The following is a 14,638-nucleotide window of genomic DNA, read 5'->3' as shown; positions in this document are numbered from 1 at the left end:
TAAGATTAAACCTTATCGATGATGCATAACATTTGTTAAAGTTGTACGGTTTAATTGTTTAACAGCAGGGAGCAGTATGTTGTTTGGACGTCGTTTTGAAGACATCAACCTAAAAGGGGATGCATTTGGTGGTGTAACGACTGCCATTATCTCTTTGCCTTTAGCCTTAGCGTTTGGTGTGGCATCAGGGGCGGGAGCGGAAGCTGGCCTTTGGGGGGCGATTATGGTGGGCTTATTTGCTTCACTATTTGGTGGCTCCAATACCCTAATTTCTGAGCCCACCGGTCCAATGACGGTGATCATGACAGCGGTGTTAACCAGCATGATGGCGAAGTACCCAGAGACGGGTATGGCGATGACTTTTACTGTGGTTATGATGGCGGGGGCTTTTCAGGTTTTACTTGGAACGCTTAAGCTTGGAAAATACGTCACTTTGATGCCATATAGTGTAATTTCCGGCTTTATGTCGGGAATTGGGGTGATCCTCATAATCTTGCAGTTATCTCCTTTGCTTGGTCACCCAGCCCCTTCAGGAGGTGTGTTAGGCACTTTGTCTGCACTACCGGATACAATATCAAACCTGAAGTTTAGTGAACTGTTTTTAGGCCTATTGACATTAGGTATCTTATTCTTTTTCCCCAAACAATATCGTAAATATGTCCCAGCACAGTTAGTCGCGCTGGTAGCCGTGACATTACTGTCGGTTATTCTATTTGATGCTGAAGATATTCGCCGTATTGGTGAAATTCCAGCTGGCTTGCCTTCACTTGTGATTCCCCATATTGATCCAGCAATGTTCACTGAAATGGTGATTGATGCTTTGGTATTGGGCACGCTTGGGTGTATTGATACCTTATTAACTGCGGTAATTGGTGACTCGCTTACCCGTAAAGAGCATGATTCCGACAAAGAGCTGCGCGGCCAAGGTTTAGCCAACATGATTTCCGGTCTGTTTGGTGCGCTTCCTGGTGCAGGGGCAACCATGGGCACGGTAACGAATATCCAAGTTGGCGCACGTTCACCGTTGTCTGGTGTGATTCGGGCGTTGATTCTTGCGCTGGTGGTCTTGGTTGCAAGTGGTTTGACTGAACCTATTCCTATGGCTGTACTTGCGGGTATTGCTGTTTATGTAGGTTTCAATATTCTTGACTGGAGCTTTATCCAACGCGCGCACAAAGTCAGTTTCCCAGGTATGGCAGTAATGTATGGCGTTATGTTGCTGACGGTATTTGTGGATTTGATTGTGGCAGTTGGCTTAGGGGTATTTATCTCCAATATCATCATCATTGAACGTTTGAGCCGAGAGCAAGCAAGACAAGTGAAAGCGATTAGTGATGCAGATGAAGACGATGTGCCTTTAACGGACAGTGAGCGTGCCTTGTTGGATCGGGCGGATGGTAAGGTACTATTTTTCTACCTGTCTGGACCGATGATTTTCAGTGTATCGAAAGCCATTTCACGCCAACACAGCAGTATCGCGGACTATGAAGCGATGGTTCTTGATTTGACGGATGTGCCAATGATCGATGTGACCGTTGGTTTAGCACTTGAAAACGCAATTAAAGATGCATTGGATGCCAATTGTCGTGTCTATTTGTTGTGTCCAAATGAGCAAACACGCCAGCAACTGGAAAAGTTTCATGTATTGGATTTGGTTCCGGATGAAAATACTTACTCATTCCGTTATGAAGCTTTGAAAGCCGTTGTTCGCCATATGGGTGATGATGAGCATGAATTGAACGTCGTTTAGTTAGAAAATAGCATTATTCCCTTTATTGTACGCCGCAGGAAATCAGTCCTGCGGCGTATTTTTTTATCAATATTTCGAAAAAAGCCGAAAGGTTTGATTGTGTTCATCGTTATTCGACGATAAACTAATCCAAATCATTTCTCGTATTGATATTGACAATATATCTTGGCTTTTCTGTGGGTTCAAAGGGTATTGCGGTACGAGTATCCTCAATCCAAGTTATTGAATTCCCTTGGATGATAGAGTTAGCAAAACAAGCAAAATGGTAATGTGACGCAATGTATGCATTGGAAATAGAACAGCTTCGCAAAACGTATGCGGGTGGATTTGAAGCATTGAAAGGCATTAGCCTGAATGTTGAGAAAGGCGATTTTTATGCCTTACTCGGACCTAATGGGGCAGGTAAATCAACCACCATCGGGGTGATTTCTTCTTTAGTTAATAAGACTTCTGGCAAGGTAAAAGTGTTTGGTTTCGATATCGATACCGACTTGGAATTAGCGAAGCAGAATTTAGGGCTCGTTCCACAAGAGTTTAACTTTAACCAGTTTGAGACAGTAAAGCAGATCGTCATGCAGCAAGCGGGCTATTACGGCGTCTCTAAATCATTAGCGGAAGAAAGAGCAGAAAAGTATCTATCTAAACTCGATCTTTGGGAAAAACGCAATGAACGTGCACGAAATCTGTCAGGTGGCATGAAGCGTCGTTTAATGATTGCACGTGCGCTCATGCATGAGCCTCAACTGCTCATTCTCGATGAACCAACCGCTGGGGTTGATATTGAACTGCGCCGCTCTATGTGGGAGTTCCTCAAGGAAATTAACTCCGAGCAAGGCATCACCATCATTCTCACCACTCATTACCTTGAAGAAGCAGAAATGCTGTGTCGCAATATCGGTATCATCAACAAAGGTGAGCTGATAGAGAACACCACCATGAAGAGCTTGCTGAATAAATTGCAGGTGGAAACCTTCATCCTCGATCTTGAGGAAGGTGCACCAGAGCCGAAACTGGAAGGAGTGATTAAACAGCAGTTTAGTGTCGGTTCTTTGGAAATTGAAATAGAGAAGACTCAAGGGTTGAACGGCATTTTTACTCAGTTAACCGAGCAAGGAGTAAAGGTATTGTCGATGCGAAATAAAGCCAATCGATTAGAAGAGCTGTTTGTCAGCATCGTGAGAGAAGGGGGCGAATAACATGTATCAGTTGTATTGGACGGCTTTTCGCAGCTTGCTGGCTAAAGAGATCAACCGTTTTACGCGGATCTGGGTGCAAACTCTAGTTCCGCCAGCGATCACCATGACGTTGTATTTCATCATTTTCGGTAGCTTGATTGGTTCCAGAATCGGTGAGATGAATGGCTTTAGTTATATGGAATATATCGTTCCGGGTTTGATTATGATGTCAGTGATCACCAATTCGTATTCGAACGTGGCATCGTCATTCTTTAGCGCTAAGTTTCAACGGAATATTGAAGAGCTGTTAGTGGCTCCTGTGCCAAATTACGTGATCATCGCAGGGTTTGTCATGGGTGGGGTCGTTCGCGGCTTATTGGTCGGCACTATCGTGACCTGCGTATCGCTATTTTTTGTTGATTTGCAGGTGGATCATTGGGGGATCATCATTGCAACGGTATTTATGACTTCCATTGTGTTTGCGCTTGGTGGGTTGATTAACGCGGTTTTTGCCAAGACGTTTGATGATATCTCAATCATTCCGACTTTTGTGTTAACGCCTTTGACATACCTAGGTGGCGTCTTCTATTCGATCAGTTTATTGCCGGAGTTTTGGCAAGGGGTATCAAAAATAAATCCGATTGTTTATATGGTAAATGCCTTCCGTTATGGGTTTCTTGGTGTTTCTGATGTTGGCATCATCACGTCATTTTCTGTTTTGAGTGTATTTATTGTGGCCTTGTATGCGGTTGCACACTACTTGGTGACTCGTGGTATTGGGCTGCGTTCGTAACTACAAATATTGTCGGCAACAAAAAAAGGGTTGATGTAATCATCAACCCTTTTTGTTTTCTGATGTTATTCCGTTTCAGCCGCGGAGTCTTCTTCTTTCACTTCAGCGGACATTTCTACCGTTTGATTATCAATCAAACGTGCTTTTCCTAAGAAAGCTGACATAAGAATAACGGCCTGTGTAGTTTCAGCTGTAATCGCTTGTAGTGTGCGTGCATCACGGATGAAGATTTCATCAGGCTGCAAACCTGCTGCACGCAATTGATCATTTGCGTCTTCAACAATGGAATCGTAGTCGTCGCGTCCACCGCGCATAGCGCTGCTGATCCAGCGCATTGTACGCGCGAGTACCGGTGCACGTTGGCGTTCATCAATGGTCAGTAGGCCATTACGTGAGCTCATCGCTAGGCCATCCATTTCGCGTACGGTAGCGACACCAATGATTTCGATATCCATGGCGAGGTCATCCACCATCTTGCGAATAACAGCAAGCTGCTGGAAGTCTTTTTCACCAAAGCAAGCAACGTCAGGTTGTACAATATTGAATAGTTTAGTGACAATTGTTGCGACGCCACGGAAGTGACCTGGGCGAGAAGCCCCTTCCAGAATGGTTGATAACCCGGGTACTTCGACAAACGTTTGTTTATCTAGGCCTTCTGGGTAGATGATTTCTGGAGTAGGTGTAAAGACCAAATCGACATTCTCAGCACCAAGTTTAGCTAGATCGTCTTCAAGTGTGCGTGGGTAATTGTTGAGATCATCAGCACGCTCAAATTGCATTGGGTTGACGAAAATGCTTACCACGACGACGTCTGCGTGTTCTCGCGCTTTACGAACCAGAGTTAAGTGGCCTTCATGCAAATTACCCATTGTCGGAACAAAAGCAACTTTACGGCCTTCTCGCTTGTGAAGTTTGATTTGTTCACGCAAGGCGGAAATTTCAGCAAAAGTTTCCATCTGTTAATCCTCTAGGCAATGGTATGAGCGTCGTCTGGGAAGGCTCCGCTTTGTACATCTTCGATGTATTTCGCAACAGCTTGTCGCATATCACCAGTTTCTGCCAAAAAGTTTTTCGAGAATTTAGGCATGTAGTTAGCAGAAATACCAAACATATCGTGCATGACAAGGATCTGGCCATCAGTCACGTTACCAGCACCAATACCAATCACAGGTACATCTAGAACCTCAGTGATGCGCGCAGCTAAGCTTGCCGGTACACACTCAAGTAATACAATTTGCGCTCCTGCTTCTTGAAGGGCTAGGGCATCTTTCACCATGCGATCGGCTTTTTCTTGATCGCGGCCTTGGACCTTATATCCACCGAAAATATTGACAGATTGTGGGGTTAGCCCTAAATGAGCACAAACGGGTACCGCGCGTTCAGCGAGCATTTTTACGGTCTCAACTAACCAGTCTCCACCCTCAATTTTTACCATGTTTGCACCAGCCTGCATTAGCTTTGCAGCATTCTCACAGGCTTGTTCAGGCGTTGCATAACTCATAAATGGCATGTCGGCCATGAGCAATGAGTTTGGGCTGCCTGCGCGAACACAGCGAGTATGATAAGCGATGTCTTCAACAGTCACGGGGAGGGTATCTGGCTTTCCTTGCAGTACCATTCCTAGGGAATCCCCAACTAGAAGAACAGGCATTTCCTGACTTTCAAATAACTGAGCAAAGCTCGCATCATAAGCGGTGGAAGTAGCAAATTTACGACCTTGTTGTTTCCACTTCATTAGGTCGTTAATGGTAATTTTTTTCATCGTTTTTCCTTACTAGGAGTTGGCTACGATTGCCAAATTCTGAGGCCATTTCTGTCTACTTGTTTCAGTAGCTCAGATAACTCAGTCCCATCAGGGAGCGTTAAACTTGGTGCGATTTCAGCGAGTGGGTAGAGAACAAACTCTCTTTCTTTCATTCCGTAGTGGGGAATGGTTAACCGCTCGGAATCCATCACCTCATTGCCATAAAGGATGATATCGAGATCTAAGGTTCTTGGGCCCCAGCGTTCATCTTTACGGACACGCCCTTGTTCTTGTTCAATTGCTTGAGTGCAATTGAGCAGCTCAAGAGGCGTTAATTCAGTTTCAATTGCCACGACAGCGTTGATGTAATCGGGCTGATCTTGCGGTCCCATAGGGCTGCTACTATACAGCATCGAAGCCTGAAGGAGTGTTGACTTCGGTAGGGTTTTTAACGCGTCAATGGCACTGTTTGCCTGCGTGACTGGATCAGACAAATTACTGCCGACTGCTATGTATGCAGTGATCATGATTTTGCCTTCGATTTTTTCTTACGAAAGGTCTTGCGGCGACGCTGGCGTGGTTTTGTATCATCACTGCTATCGAGATCAGCTACCATGGCTTGGCGCATATTGCGACCCGCGTTTTGGAAGGTTTCCCACCATTTTGCCAGTTTCGCTGTTTCTTCACCTTCGATTTCACCGCGCATTTCTAAGAAGTCGAAACCAGCACGGAATTTATTGAGCTCCATAAGACGGAATGCGCGTTTCCCATTGCGGCGAGGCATACGAAGTTGTAACTGCCAAATTTCACGAATGGTTGCAGTATGACGGCGAGGGATCGCAATGGTTTTAACTTGCTCATCCAGCACAATGTTGCTGGCTTCCATGACGGCATCATAGTAAGAGAAGTTACGCTCTTCCATCAGTTTCTCTGCGACAGCTTGAAGCGGGTACCATAGCATTGCTGCAAACATGAAAGCTGGGTTAATTCGTTTCCCTTCTTCAACGCGAATGTCGGTTGAGTCCAGCACCAAATCCAGCATTTGCTCTGTTTTGGAAGCATATTCGGCCGTGAAGTAATGGGACACGCTCGGGAACAGTTGCTGGAATAGGTTGTATTCACGCATTAGATGGTAGGTTTCTAACCCGTGACCTGATTGCAACATCTTGAGTGATTCTTCGTATAAGCGAGCCGCTGGAATATCTCTAAGTAGCCCGGCCAATTCTTCAATCGGAGCAGCGGTTTCCTCTTCGATATCGAAATCTAATTTTACAGCAAATCGTACAGCGCGAAGCATGCGAACAGGATCTTCACGGTAGCGCGTTTCAGGATCGCCGATTAAACGGATCAGTTTATCTTCGAGATCTTCGATGCCTCCCGCGTAATCATGAATCGCGTAGTTGGCAATGTTGTAGTACATCGCGTTGACGGTAAAGTCTCGACGCTCTGCATCTTCATCAATACTTCCGTACACGTTATCACGTAGCAACATGCCTTCTTTCGATTGCTGTGACACGTTCTTACTTGGCTCTTGGTGATGACCTCGGAAAGTTGCAACTTCGATGATGTCACGGCCAAACATAATATGTGCGAGGCGGAATCGGCGGCCGATAAGACGACAGTTCTTAAATAAATGTCGAATCTGCTCAGGTGTTGCGTTGGTTGCGATATCAAAATCTTTTGGATGGTGCTCAAGGAGGAGATCTCGAACGCCACCACCAACTAGAAATGCATCGAAGCCGGCACTATGAAGTCGGTATAGCACCTTGAGTGCATTGTCACTGATCTGCTTACGGGAAATATTATGCTCTTCGCGAGTAATAATATTGAGGGCAAGATCTGCATATCCAGCGGATTCGCTTGGTGTATAGTCGTTTTTATTCATGTGCATCTGGCAATATACCCGTTGATTGAGAGGCGGATAAACCACTCCAATTTATTGGTGTATAACTGTTAATTCCAATTTTGCTTCAGTTTAAATTTGTCACCCTAAGGGCGAATTTGCGGCTAATAATAGCTTACACAGCGCGGTTTGAGAATCTTGGTGTGATCTCGATCGAGTCAGGCAGCTGAGATAAATGCCAATTTTCGACGCCCCAAGCGATGATTTCAGCCACTGTAGCTTGTTCTATGTGGGCATCACATTGAAACCCTAAAAAGCGCATTGCATCAAGCAGTGCGGGTTTAGGATTTTGGTTATCAATCGCTTTAGCGTGATTCTGTTTGGACAATTTATGCCCATGTTCATCTAAAGCCAAGGGTAAATGCAGATATCGAATCTGCGCTTGCTCAAGTGTTTGATACAAGCTGATTTGTCTCCCCGTAGGTTCAATTAAATCTGCACCACGGACGACCTCAGTGACCCCTTGATCAATGTCATCCAGTACAACAGCTAGATTATACGCATACAAGCCATCACGACGCTTAATAATAAAATCTTCATCTGCCAATGCATTAGGGATTGTGATATTGCCATGGCGCAGATCTGCAAACTGATATACTGGATGCTGCATGGTGAGGCGCACGGCACAGTCTTTTGGATTGTTCAGTTTCAAATCACGGCATGTCCCTTGATAAAAGCCACCGGATTGTTTGATTTGTTTTCGGGTGCACTGACAATAATAGGCAACGCCAGTCTCTAGCCACGTCTCAATTTGCTGCTGATATAGGTGATGGCGCTGGCTTTGGTATACCACTTCACCATCCCAAAAGAGTTGATACGCTTCTAGTGTTTTTAGGATCAAATCGGCGGCCCCTAGCATTTCCCTCGGTGGATCAAGATCTTCAATGCGAACTAACCACTTTCCTTGTTGTGACTTTGCTTGAAAGTAGCTACCTAGAGCTGCGATCAGTGAGCCAAAGTGGAGAGGGCCTGAAGGAGAAGGTGCAAAACGACCGATGTAACTCATAAGCGAATAGAATGGACCTGAATAAAGCAAAAGATAAATTAAAAAGGGAGCCTAGGCTCCCTTCATTATATAACGCTTTAAGGCTTAGCCTTGCATCTGTTTTTCTTTCATCTCTGCAAGTGTTTTACAGTCGATGCAAAGATCGGCTGTTGGACGTGCTTCAAGACGACGGATACCAATTTCGATACCACAAGATTCACAAAAGCCGAAATCGTCTTCTTCAATTTTGTTTAGTGTCTTTTCGATTTTCTTGATTAGACGACGTTCACGATCGCGGTTGCGCAGTTCTAAGCTGAACTCTTCTTCTTGTGAAGCTCGGTCAACTGGATCTGGGAAGTTAGCTGCTTCATCTTGCATGTGGTGAACAGTACGTTCCACCTCTTCCCTAAGCTGGTCACGCCAAGCTGTCAAAATTTTTGTAAAATGAGCCATTTGCTCAGGTGACATGTATTCTTCACCTGCTTTTTCTTGATATGGCTCTACACCTGCAATGGCTAGGATGCCTAGCGCTTTTTTCTTTGATTCTGGCATGCAGCATCTCCTACTAACACCTAGTCAACTGCTAGAGCAGTTAATTTTAAGGCGGGTATCTATAGCAAAAAGAAGTTATTGAGGCAAATACTCAAGAGTAAACTTATTGTCAATGTGAAGGCGGCATCATTTTTTAGTACTAATTGCAAAATGAGACAGCATTAACCAGTTTCATCTCGGTATTGGAAAGCTCTGCTTTGTAGCACAGGACTTCCACCCCTTCTTGTTGCGCTTCTTTCAGTAATTGTGAATATTTGGCGTCTATATGGTGTGCAGGAGAAACTTTTTCAATACCTGAATGTAAAACAGCGAACAAAAGTACTGCTCTGCTTCCATTTCTCGCCATTTCTGTGAGCTCTCTCAGGTGCTTTTGGCCTCGTGTCGTGACTGCATCTGGAAAGTAGCCCTGTCCTTGATGATTTTCATCGAATAAGGTGACGCTTTTTACTTCTATATAGCATTTTGGTTTAGATTCTGATTTGAGCAAGATATCAATCCGACTATTTTCATTGCCATATTTCACTTCAGTTTGAAGTTCATCATAACCTTGAAGTTCATCTATCACGCCGTCTCGAATCGCTTCGACAGCCAATTGATTGGCTCTTGCCGTATTAATGCAAATTCGGTGCCCTGATGGTGTTTCTGTTAGCTCCCAACTGTTTGGATACTTGCGTTTGAGGTTATCTGAGGTGGAATACCACACGGTGCTGCCCGGTTGAGCGCATCCGGTCATCGCCCCAGTATTTGCACAATGAATGGTGCGTTCACTGCCGTCTGGCAAAGTAATATCTGCAAGAAAACGTTTATAACGTTGGATTAGTGTGGCTTGGTCGAGTGGTGGATCAAAGTGCATTTATCTACTGTTTTTATGTACAATGGTGGCTTCCATTACACCATAAGGTCACTCTCTTGTCACAGTTGCCTATTGAAGCCGTGATGCCAGATCTGCTGGCAGGCTTAGCCAGTCATGATCAACTTATTTTAAAAGCCGCTCCCGGAGCGGGTAAGTCGACTTTCTTCCCGCTGCAACTGTTGCGCCAAAATCGTATCACCGGAAAGATTTTGATGTTGGAGCCGCGTCGACTCGCTGCTCGCAATATTGCTCGTTATTTAGCTGAGCAACTTGGTGAGTCCGTCGGCGAGACGGTCGGTTACCGAGTTAGAGGTGACAATCGAGTTTCATCACAGACGAAATTGGAAATAGTGACCGAAGGGGTCATGACCCGCATGTTGCAAACGGATCCCGAACTTCATGGTGTGGGTTTGGTGATTTTTGATGAATTTCATGAGCGCAGTTTACATGCCGATACCGCTTTGGCTTTCGTGCTGGAAGTACAACAAGCATTGCGAGAAGATCTTAAACTGGTGGTGATGTCAGCCACGCTGGATCACAGTGCGCTCATCGGATTGTTGCCAGACGCTATTTATATTGAATCTCAAGGCCGCTCATTTCCGGTTGAGCAGCGTTATTGTCCATTACGGCCGAATGAAAACTTGCTCCCAGCTTTGGCGAAACAAGTTGTTAATCTGCTCCACTCTGAAACGGGATCTATGCTGGTATTTTTGCCCGGCGTTGGTGCGATTAAACGGCTAGCCGAGCAATTACAAGCGGTGGATGAGACTGTCGATATCTGCCCGTTGTATGGGCAACTTAGCATCAAGGATCAACAAAAAGCGATAGCGCCGACGATGCCTGGTAGGCGCAAAGTGGTTTTGGCAACCAATATTGCAGAAACATCCCTAACCATTGAAGGCATTCGTATTGTGGTCGATTCAGGGCTTGAACGAATGGCTAAATTCGATTTGAAAAGTGGCATCACTCGCATAGAAGAAACGCGAATTGCGCAATCTTCTGCGGTGCAACGAGCGGGGCGTGCTGGGCGACTGGAAGCGGGCATATGTGTTCGCATCTATAGTGAGAGCCAGTTGAATCAACAGCCTTTGGTTCCTCAACCGGAAGTCATTCGCTCCGATCTATCTAACCTTGCGCTGGAGTTAGCACAATGGGGATGCAAAGATGCTGCAGAGTTACAATGGCTAGATTTGCCGCCTTACGCTGCATTAAATCAGGCTCGTGACTTACTTCGAATGCTTGGCTTAATGGATGAGCAACATCAGCTCACATCGTTAGGTCAGCAAGCTCATGCGTTGGGGATCGAGCCGAGGTTGGCTGCAATGCTAGTAAAATCTCAGCATCATTCTTGGTTGAACACTGCGATTGCTGTGGCTGCATTGCTTGAAGAGCCGGAGAAAAATCAGACGGATTTTTCAGTTGCGTTGCATCGCTTAAAACAAGGCAACCACAGTCGCAATAAGCTTGTTTTGCAACGAATTCAAGCATTAGCCGCTAAGTTTCAGTGCCGTTTTTCGCTTGAAAGCATCGAAGAAACCTTGCTGGGTCCTATTCTGTGTTTGGCTTTCCCGGATCGCATTGCCGGGCAAAGGCACCATCAACCCGGACGGTACTTATTGGCCAATGGTCATGGTGCGATGTTAAAACATGATGATGTTTTGGTGGATGAGCCTTATTTAGTATGTGCTGAGCTTATGCGTAGCCAAACGGATGCCAGTACAATTTATCTTGCTGCAAGACTCGACATTGTTGAACTAGAACAAAGACTTCCAGAATTATTCTCAGAAATGGAAACGGTTGACTGGGATGATAAAAAAGGCCGATTAATTGCAGAAAAGCGTGTTCAGATAGCGCACTTACTGATTCAGCGAACGGCACTACCTGCGCCAAGCGGGGAAAAAATGACCGAAGCTTTACTTAACTATGTTCGTCGCAAAGGACTCGCTGTATTACATTGGAATACAGCTGCGCTTAGCTTATTGGAGCGCATTCGTTGTGGCAGTGATTGGTTAAATGAAGAAGCTTGGCCCGCGATGGACGAGCAAAGCTTACTCGATACGATTGATGAATGGCTATTGCCATACATGGTCGGTGTGAGTTCTGTGAAAGCAATGCAGCAGTTGGATCTTTGCGAAGCATTGTTAGCACGTCTCGGGTGGCCATTAAATCAGCAATTGGATGAATGGTTACCAAATTATTACACGTTACCTACGGGTTCAAAAAAACAGATCCGCTATCAACAAGGCGAGTCTCCCGTGCTATCTGTTCGAATGCAGGAGATTTTTGGCGAACGATCGTCGCCAGTTATCGCAAAAGGACGGCAAAAAGTAGTGCTGGAGCTTCTGTCTCCAGCGCAACGCCCTTTGCAGGTTACTCGTGATCTCGCCAGTTTCTGGCAGGGTGCCTATAAAGAAGTTCAGAAAGAAATGAAAGGACGCTATCCCAAACATGTCTGGCCTGACGATCCAGCCAACCATGTCGCGACCACCAAAACCAAACGACAATTAAATCAATGACCAAGAAAAAAGCATCGAGTACGCCAAAATCGGCGTCGAAGAAAACGACGACTAAACCACGTAGAAAAAGCAGCAAACAGCCGCAAAAAGGTAAAAAATCCTGGCTCAAAATCTTATGGGGAATTTGCTGGAAGCTTGGTTTGGCGGTTGTTGCCATTCTCATTTTTGTTGGGATTTACCTCGATAGTGTGGTGAAGCAACGATTTGATGGCCAGTTATTTGATTTGCCAACGGTGGTCTATGCCCGAATCTTAAATCTCGCGCCGGGAGACAACATCAGTCTCAAAGAAGTGCGTAATGAACTGGACGTTTTGAACTACCGCAAGGTCGGTCAGCCGCGTTATCCCGGTGAGTATTCTTCTTCTTCCAGCCGTATTGAACTGATCCGTCGCCCATTTGAATTCTCTGATGGCCCTGAGCCAGATCGACATGTGATGTTGCATTTTGATGCTTCTGGACTTCAACGTATCCAATCTTTAGAGCAACGTGGTGATTTGGGCTATCTGCGAGTTGAGCCAAAAATGCTCGGAATGCTTGAGAAAAAGAATGATGAGCAGCGTTTATTCTTAAGACGAGATCAGTTTCCTGAGGTGATGGTTGATGCATTGTTGGTGACCGAAGATCGCAACTTCTATCAGCATGATGGCGTGTCGCCGTTAGCGATCGCTCGTGCACTTGTTGCGAATATTAAAGCGGGTCGAACGGTCCAAGGGGGCAGTACGCTGACTCAGCAGTTAGCCAAAAACATCTTCCTTTCCAGTGATAGAACGTTGTGGCGTAAGCTGAGAGAAGCTTATATTGCGTTGATCATTGACTACCGATACAGCAAAGATCGCATTTTGGAAGGGTACCTGAATGAAGTGTACCTCGGTCAAAGTCGCGGCGAAGCAATTCATGGTTTTGGTCTGGCTTCACGACTTTATTTTGGTCAGCCGATCCAAGAGCTGAGAATCGATCAGCTAGCGCTTTTGGTCGGTATGGTGAAAGGACCTTCGTATTACAACCCAGTGCGTTATCCTGAGCGTGCAAAAGTGCGACGTGACCTAGTGCTGCGCCTAATGATGCAGCAAAATACGCTAACGGCGAGTGAGTATGAAGAAGCGGCGAATCGACCTCTGGATATTCAAGATAATCCACGCATTGCCAGCCGTCAGCCAGCCTATTTCCAACAGTTAAAAATTGAGTTGAATGAAAAAGTGGGTGATGCGTTTCACTCTGATACTGGATTACGTGTGTTTACCTCGCTTGATCCAGTTTCTCAGCATCAACTTGAACAGGCGATTGCCCGTAAGATCCCACAGCTAGCCAGTGTCGCTGGAAAATCGTTAGAAGGCGCTGCGATAGCCGTGGATCGTCATACTGGTGAAATCCGTGCGATGGTAGGTGGAAAACGAACGGGTTATGACGGATTTAACCGCGCACTGAATGCTAGTCGCCAAATTGGTTCGCTGGCGAAACCCGCAGTGTACTTAACGGCTCTGCAAGATCCTGCGCATTACAACTTAGCGACGACACTACAAGATAAGCCGATAACGTTGAAAGGTAGCCATGGCAATGTATGGAAACCACGTAATTATGATCGCAAGTTCCGTGGCAATGTGCCGTTATATATTGCATTAGCGAAATCATTAAACGTACCCACAGTACAGCTCGGCATGAAAATGGGGATTCCTCAAGTCATGGATACATTTGAGCGTTTGGGGGTTGATCGCAATGAAATTCGTCCAGTGCCTTCGATGTTCTTAGGATCATTTACTTTAACGCCATTTCAGGTTGCACAGATGTATCAGACGTTGACTAACTCGGGGAAAAAAGCGCAACTGTCAGCACTAAGGTCGGTGATCGACTTAGATGGCAATGTGCTATATGAATCGATTCCAAGAGTGTCTCAGACCGTTGATCAACAAGCGGCTTGGTTAACCACTTATGCTATGAAGCGCGGCGTTTTAGAAGGAACTGGTCGCTTCCTTAATAGTAAATTCTCTTGGGCGGCTTTAGCTGGAAAAACGGGCACCAGTAATGATACGCGAGACAGCTGGTTTGTCGGCGTCGATGGGCGCGAAGTGACAACAATTTGGCTTGGTCGTGATGACAACAAGCCAACAAAATTAACGGGTGCCAGTGGTGCACTGCGTGTTTATGCCGAATACTTGCAACACCGAATTCCCGAGAAACTGACATTACCATGGCCAAAAGGTGTGACTACGCTTGGTTTTCAGAGAAGTGGGCAGGGGCAATTACGCTTAGATTGTGATAATAATTTCAAACTTCCCGTGTGGGACCCAAACCAACAGTTTAAAAAGCAGTGTGAAAACAAGCCTGCTCAATGGCTAAAAAATATATTCAGTTGGTAATCTAAAGCTTTAG

Annotated in this window: 12 protein-coding genes; 5 read left to right on the top strand and 7 right to left on the bottom strand. The window is 45.6% G+C overall.

Annotated elements, in window-relative coordinates:
• Positions 1-79 precede the first annotated feature (79 nt).
• The 3 genes from ACQEXS_RS05390 (at position 80) to ACQEXS_RS05380 (ending at position 3,718) form a co-directional block, all read left to right on the top strand.
• Entirely contained in the window at positions 80-1,750 is a 1,671-nt protein-coding gene (locus ACQEXS_RS05390) for a SulP family inorganic anion transporter (protein ID WP_367989206.1), read from the top strand.
• A 278-nt stretch (positions 1,751-2,028) separates the two neighbouring features.
• Positions 2,029-2,946, top strand: coding sequence for an ABC transporter ATP-binding protein (locus tag ACQEXS_RS05385; RefSeq protein ID WP_427009842.1), 918 nt, complete (start codon positions 2,029-2,031; stop codon positions 2,944-2,946).
• 1 nt (position 2,947) lies between these two features.
• The gene (locus tag ACQEXS_RS05380) at positions 2,948-3,718 is read left to right on the top strand and encodes an ABC transporter permease (protein ID WP_367987309.1); all 771 of its coding nucleotides are present in this window, start codon (positions 2,948-2,950) and stop codon (positions 3,716-3,718) included.
• A gap of 65 nt (positions 3,719-3,783) precedes the next feature.
• On the opposite strand, the gene panC is transcribed toward ACQEXS_RS05380, so the two are convergent.
• From panC to sfsA, 7 genes are all read right to left on the bottom strand, one after another.
• A complete protein-coding gene (gene panC / locus ACQEXS_RS05375; protein WP_427013071.1) occupies positions 3,784-4,674 on the bottom strand; it encodes a pantoate--beta-alanine ligase in 891 nt (296 codons plus the stop codon).
• Positions 4,675-4,685: 11 nt separating this feature from the next.
• The gene (panB, locus tag ACQEXS_RS05370; protein ID WP_427013070.1) at positions 4,686-5,480 is read right to left on the bottom strand and encodes a 3-methyl-2-oxobutanoate hydroxymethyltransferase; all 795 of its coding nucleotides are present in this window, start codon (positions 5,478-5,480) and stop codon (positions 4,686-4,688) included.
• Between the two features lie 23 nt (positions 5,481-5,503).
• Positions 5,504-5,989, bottom strand: a complete 486-nt coding sequence (folK, locus tag ACQEXS_RS05365; protein WP_427009844.1) for a 2-amino-4-hydroxy-6-hydroxymethyldihydropteridine diphosphokinase — start codon at positions 5,987-5,989, stop codon at positions 5,504-5,506.
• Complete coding sequence (gene pcnB / locus ACQEXS_RS05360; RefSeq protein ID WP_427009845.1) at positions 5,986-7,353, bottom strand: polynucleotide adenylyltransferase PcnB; 1,368 nt, start codon at positions 7,351-7,353, stop codon at positions 5,986-5,988. The genes folK and pcnB overlap by 4 nt, the downstream gene beginning before the upstream one ends.
• 127 nt (positions 7,354-7,480) lie before the next feature.
• A complete protein-coding gene (gluQRS, locus tag ACQEXS_RS05355; protein ID WP_427013069.1) occupies positions 7,481-8,371 on the bottom strand; it encodes a tRNA glutamyl-Q(34) synthetase GluQRS in 891 nt (296 codons plus the stop codon).
• Positions 8,372-8,455: 84 nt separating this feature from the next.
• On the bottom strand, positions 8,456-8,902 hold the full coding sequence (gene dksA, locus ACQEXS_RS05350; protein ID WP_367987303.1) for an RNA polymerase-binding protein DksA: 447 nt from the start codon (positions 8,900-8,902) through the stop codon (positions 8,456-8,458).
• Positions 8,903-9,041: 139 nt separating this feature from the next.
• Positions 9,042-9,755 carry a DNA/RNA nuclease SfsA gene (gene sfsA / locus ACQEXS_RS05345; protein WP_367987302.1) on the bottom strand — a complete coding sequence of 238 codons (714 nt, stop codon included), beginning with the start codon at positions 9,753-9,755 and terminating at the stop codon, positions 9,042-9,044.
• 56 nt (positions 9,756-9,811) lie between these two features.
• Between sfsA and hrpB the strand changes: the two genes are divergently transcribed.
• Positions 9,812-12,271, top strand: coding sequence for an ATP-dependent helicase HrpB (hrpB, locus tag ACQEXS_RS05340; protein ID WP_427013068.1), 2,460 nt, complete (start codon positions 9,812-9,814; stop codon positions 12,269-12,271).
• Positions 12,268-14,625: a penicillin-binding protein 1B gene (gene mrcB / locus ACQEXS_RS05335; RefSeq protein WP_367987300.1), complete on the top strand. Its 2,358-nt coding sequence runs from the start codon at positions 12,268-12,270 to the stop codon at positions 14,623-14,625. Before hrpB ends, mrcB begins: the two co-directional genes overlap by 4 nt.
• Positions 14,626-14,638: the final 13 nt, after the last annotated feature.

The organism is Vibrio sp. TRT 17S01, assembly GCF_050113695.1.
In the GTDB taxonomy this organism is placed as follows: Bacteria; Pseudomonadota; Gammaproteobacteria; order Enterobacterales; family Vibrionaceae; genus Vibrio.
This window is presented reverse-complemented; position numbering and strand designations above follow the sequence as displayed.